Below are 4,966 nucleotides of genomic sequence, written 5' to 3'. Positions count from 1 at the left end.
ACTGTGCTAACCTCACCCATGGACGCCTCCTGCAGTGGTGTTGCAACACCTCCACTCTGGCACATCGATGCCGTCAGGGGGCGTCCACCCCTACGCTTCGGAGAAGGCCGGCCGGAAAACCGGACGGTCTCCTACCGACCCAACTCAGCCGCCCGGACCGCCGTCGACGCTTCTCCAAAGCGGTCGTTCGCCAGCCCTCCGGTAACTTCGGCCTGGGGTGGTCTGCAGACCTTAGCCCATCTCCCGAGAGCGGCCATTCCGCTTCCAACCGATGAGGCCTCTTCTTGCCCTTACCACTAGCGACCAGTTCGCTTCGCGATGTCGAGGAGGCGCTGAGTCTCTGCCAGAGTCACATTCAACTTCGCGTGCGCATCGCGAAGCTCCACAATCAGTCCCGCCGTGCGCCTCATCTCCGCTCGACCTTTGTGGAACTGTAGCTTGGCCGGTTGTTTTGTGCGCTTTTGCCCGCGATCGAGTACCTCAGCGAAAGGCACCACCATCAAAGTGGTACCACGCGCATCGGTGATCTCGAAGCCATACCGGATCGGGTTCTTCGCGGTGGAGGCCAGATCGGAGCCCATTCCCGGCACGGCCTTGAAGGCCTCAAGATAGGCCGCCTCAACGCTGGCGAGCTCCAAGCCTTCGTCGTCGTAGTCCAGACCGTTTGGACCACGGAGGTGGAAGTAGAACTTAGGCATCTACCGTCCGTGATGAAGATGCCCTCTTCATACCAGCGTGCTCTGGTGGATTTGGATCGTCAAAGCTGGGGCCGTATCGCGGAAATTTTGGCCAGCCAGCCGCACTGTTGGAGAAGAGATATTCAGACTTTGTTCTGCTGCCAGAAAGCTGGCGTTCCACCTCCGGCCCAGGACGGCGATACGATCCGCTTCCTGAAACCAGAGGCGCGCGGGCTCTGCAAAGCTATGCCGCTCGCCCGCCGCTCCCACGCTGTCCAGCGTCCCCGACCGCGCCAGCGTGTGCTGGCAGCCAAGATCCCGGGCGCGGCGGGCAGATCCGCAGGTCATTCCTGCTCCAGCAGGTTCGTGAAATTGGCGACGATCCCGGGCTTCCGGCCGCCCTTGCGGGACGACGCCATCAACCGGACCCGGTAACGGGCGCCGTCCGCCCCCTCGATCGTCCGCTCGGAGGGCCGGTTCGCCGCCAGCACCGCCGGGATCTCGTTCTGCAGCCAGGCCAGGGGGATCGGCGCCGAGAAGTTGCGCAGGGACCGGCCGACGTCGCTCGGCTGCAAGCCGAAGATCTGCGCCGCTGCGTTCGTGAACATGCGGATATGGAGATCCGGCGTCAGCAGCACGCTCGCGATGTTCATGCCCTCGAACAGCGTGGTCTGATCGTCGCTCAACTGGTCGACGGCCTCGATCTTGGACGCGAGCTCGGAATTCATTGTCTGAAGCTCCTCGTTCAGAGACTGTGTCTCCTCCTTCGAAGCCTCGAGCTCCTCGTTGGCGGCCTGCATCTCTTCGTTGACGGAGTAAAGTTCCTCGTTCGAAGATTTTAGCTCCTCAAGGGAGGTCTCATACTCCTCGATCACGGCCTGGAGCCGTTCGCGCGTCACGCTCAATTCGCGCTCCAGTCCCTGGAGCGCCGTGTCCCGCTCGTTCGCCTCCAGGGCCTGCTGCCGCTCCTTCTCGACCGGCGCGGCCGCCTCGTTGAACACGACCAGGAACAGCGGCTCGACCGCGCCGGGCATGTTCAGCGGCTTGACCACAAGGGAGATCGACTGGAAACGGCCGTCCGGCAGCTCGACGCCGATGCCTTCGCGCACGACCAGGGTGTTGCCCTCGATCGCCTCGCGTAAGGCAGTCCGGAGATCCAGCCGCAGGCCTTTACGCGCCATCGCAGCCAGCTCCCGGGTCGGCTGGCCGGGCACGACCTCCAGGTGATCGCCGATCCGCGATGAGTAGTGCACGGCCTCGCCCGTCCGCGTCACGACCGCATGGGGCGGCGTGAATTCGGACAGCATCTGCGTCTCGACCGCGTGCCGCAGGGCCGCGTGCGTCGTCACGTTGCGCCGCTGCGGGTGGCCGGCATTTGCAAAGATTGGCGTGTCCGCCCCGGACATCGGCCGCAACCGGGCCGGCGGGATCGCGTCGCGAGCCTGGAAGATGCGGTGCTGCTTGTCGATCGTCTCGAACAGGTCTTCGAACCGCGTCACGTTCTCGGCCATGCCGATGAACAGATAGCCGCGCGGGCGCAGGGCGTAGTGCAGAACCGGCATCAGGTGCTGCTGGGCCTCGACGCCGAGGTAGATCATCAGGTTGCGGCAGGAGACGAGATCGAGGCGCGAGAACGGCGGGTCGCGCAGCACGTTGTGAGGGGCGAAGGTGCAAAGGTCGCGCACGGCCTTCTCGACCACCGCGCTGTCGCCCTCGACGACGAAGTGCTGCGCGATCCGCTCAGGCGAGACGGCGGACAGGTAAGCCCTCGGGTAGCGGCCAATCCGGGCGACCGTGAGCGCGCGCTCGTCGATGTCTGTGGCGAAAATCTGCACGCGCGGCGGATCCGCCAGGGTGAGCATGTGCTCGCGCAGCAGGATGGCCAGAGAGTAGACCTCCTCGCCGGTCGAGCAGGCCGGTACCCAGATCCGTATGACATCGATCGCCGCGCGTGCGTCGAACAGCTTTGGGATGACCTGGGTGGTCAGGGCCTCGAAGGCAGCGGTATCGCGGAAAAAGTTCGTCACACCGATCAGCAAGTCCCGGAACAGCACCCCAACCTCGGCCGGGTCAGCCCGCAGCAGCTTGAGATAGCCGTCCAGTCCGGACGCGCCGACGACGCTCATGCGCCGCTGCAGGCGGCGCCCGAAGGTGCTTGGCTTGTAGCCCGAGAAGTCGTGGCCGACCTGCCGGCGCAGGATGGCGAAGATCTCGGTGAGGAGCTCGGCATCGAACTCCCGCGCGACCCCATCGGCCTGCGCATCCGGTGCGTTCGGCGCGGCGGCGACGTGCGCGGCGATCCGGTCGCCCATCCGTTCGGCCGTCTCGCCGAAATCGACGAAGCCGGTCCGCAGCGAGCTGAGCGGCATGTCGGCGGTCTCGGGGCCGTAGCCATCCGCGGTCTGGGCCAGGGTCAGGCCACCGTGCTCCTTGATCGCCTTGACGCCGATGGCGCCGTCGCCGTCGCCGCCGGACAGGATCACACCGACCGCTCGCTCGCCCTGGTCGAGGGCCAGGGCGGTCAGGAAGATGTCGATCGGCTTGGTTTCGCGACCCTCCCCAAGCGGAGTCAACGTCAGCCGCCCGCCCGCGATGCCCATGACGAAACCGGATGGCATGACGTAGACGGTGCCCGGCTTCACCGGCACGCCGTCGGCGGCGGCTTCGACCTTGAGCGGCGTGAACCGGGCCAGCACGTCCGGGAGCAGGCTCTTGTGCTCCCGGCCGAGATGCGTGACGACAGCGAAGGCGGCCCTGAGCGTCTCTGGCACCCCGCGGAAAAAGCCCCGCATCGCCTCGATGCCGCCCGCGGATGCACCGACGCCGATGATCGGAAAGTGGTCCTGGTCCATCACCGCGTTCTGAACCTTCGGATCTATGCCGCACCGTTCGTCGGGTTTCAGCATCATGCGTTCTCGCCCGATGTCGAGGACGGCTGCGCGGATCAGTCGTCCCGCGTGGCCTCCTGCACGACGTAGGCGAGGCAGCGCGCCCGGGCCTCGGGACTCTCCAGCCGCACGAACAGACGCAGCAGAGCCATGACTTCGGCGAGATGATCAGGGCCCTCAACGACGGTTTCGATATCCGGAGTATCAGCAGGATCGGCCGTCAGGAAGGTCGCAACCGGGACGCCCAGCGTACGGGCGATGCGGACCAGCGAACCGCGCCCGTGGTCCTGCGGATCGTCACCGTTCATCGTGGTTTCTCCGCCGATCCTTGGCCACGGCGATCATTGCAAAGTGATACCGGCTGCCCGCGGCCCCATCACGCCGGCGACGCGACGGCCGACATGATGGAGCACGCGGCCGAGGAGCAGGCGGGTCTGAGGGTCAGGATCGTCGTCCGCGGCCTCGTAGGCCTCGATGAGAGACGTCACCAAATGTTTCGATGGACCAGGGTCGTCGCCGGGTGCCAACGGCCCGGTGACGGCTTGCTCGCGGGAGCGCCGCACCAAATCGCGTGAGGCCTGAAGCGTCCGACGTGCCTCCTCGGCCGCCGCGCGCAGCTCACGGGCAACTTCGAGGCACTGATCTGCACGGGGGCGGTCCATCAGGAGCACTCCGAGTTGCACAGCATGCCCGCACCAAGATCACTGCTGCGTAGCCTCTGGCACCGTGCGCTCAATTTCCAGATGTAGCAATCCGAATATCGATTTCGATGGCGATTGTAAGGATCAAATGTCAGCATCCATCACAGGTTGGTTTTTCGAGCTTTTCGCACGAAGCGAGGGGATGCGAGGACACGCGTCAAATTTCCAGGTCATCATCCGCCAACCGATCGCAAAGCGGACCTTCCGAGGGTCCGAGAAGGGTCGTGAGCGGTCCCAACAGCTATGTCCGCTTGATGCAACCGGCATCCAGAAGCGGACGGACAGGAAACCACCCATCGCGGACGGACCGCTGGCGACCCAACCCAGCCATACTCGGTCTGCTTCACAGCCCCCCAAAGCGTAGGGGTGGACGCCCCCTGGCGGCATCGATGTGCCAGAGTGGAGGTGTTGCAACACCACTGCAGGAGGCGTCCATGGGTGAGGTTAGCACAGTCGGGATCGATCTCGCTAAATCAGTCTTCCAGGTTCATGGCGCGGATACGAGCGGCGCCGTCGTTTTCCGCAAGAAGCTGCGGCGTGATCAGGTGCTGACGTTCTTCTCGACACTTCCGCGTTGCGTGGTCGCTATGGAAGCATGCGCCAGCGCTCATTACTGGGCCCGTGAGATAGCTTTGGCAGGCCACGAAACGCGGCTCATCCCACCAGCCTACGTGAAGCCGTTCGTGAAGCGGCAGAAGAA

Annotated in this window: 4 protein-coding genes and 2 pseudogenes; 1 reads left to right on the top strand and 5 read right to left on the bottom strand. The window is 64.9% G+C overall.

Going from position 1 to position 4,966, the window contains the following annotated elements; all coding sequences use genetic code 11:
- Window positions 1-296 precede the first annotated feature (296 nt).
- The 5 genes and pseudogenes from BM419_RS31340 to BM419_RS32210 all read right to left on the bottom strand — a co-directional run bounded on the left by BM419_RS31340 (window position 297) and on the right by BM419_RS32210 (window position 4,227).
- A complete protein-coding gene (locus tag BM419_RS31340) occupies window positions 297-698 on the bottom strand; it encodes a DUF6894 family protein (RefSeq protein ID WP_091928751.1) in 402 nt (133 codons plus the stop codon).
- A 323-nt stretch (window positions 699-1,021) separates the two neighbouring features.
- Window positions 1,022-2,989 (bottom strand): CheR family methyltransferase, encoded by a 1,968-nt coding sequence (locus BM419_RS31330; protein ID WP_244540944.1) that lies wholly within the window; start codon window positions 2,987-2,989, stop codon window positions 1,022-1,024.
- A gap of 45 nt (window positions 2,990-3,034) precedes the next feature.
- Window positions 3,035-3,469: pseudogene (locus BM419_RS33155) on the bottom strand (chemotaxis protein CheB); the annotation flags it as partial.
- A 152-nt stretch (window positions 3,470-3,621) separates the two neighbouring features.
- A complete protein-coding gene (locus BM419_RS31325) occupies window positions 3,622-3,873 on the bottom strand; it encodes a hypothetical protein (RefSeq protein WP_091928749.1) in 252 nt (83 codons plus the stop codon).
- Window positions 3,874-3,906: 33 nt separating this feature from the next.
- Entirely contained in the window at window positions 3,907-4,227 is a 321-nt protein-coding gene (locus tag BM419_RS32210; protein WP_139257194.1) for a hypothetical protein, read from the bottom strand.
- A 473-nt stretch (window positions 4,228-4,700) separates the two neighbouring features.
- On the opposite strand from BM419_RS32210, the pseudogene BM419_RS31320 reads away from it, so the two are divergent.
- A pseudogene (locus BM419_RS31320) lies at window positions 4,701-4,966 on the top strand (IS110 family transposase); the annotation flags it as partial.

Origin of the sequence: Methylobacterium sp. yr668 (genome assembly GCF_900116245.1) — a bacterium.
GTDB lineage: Bacteria > Pseudomonadota > Alphaproteobacteria > Rhizobiales > Beijerinckiaceae > Methylobacterium.
The sequence above is the reverse complement of the archived record's forward strand: the minus strand, read 5'-3'. Positions and strand labels throughout refer to the sequence as shown.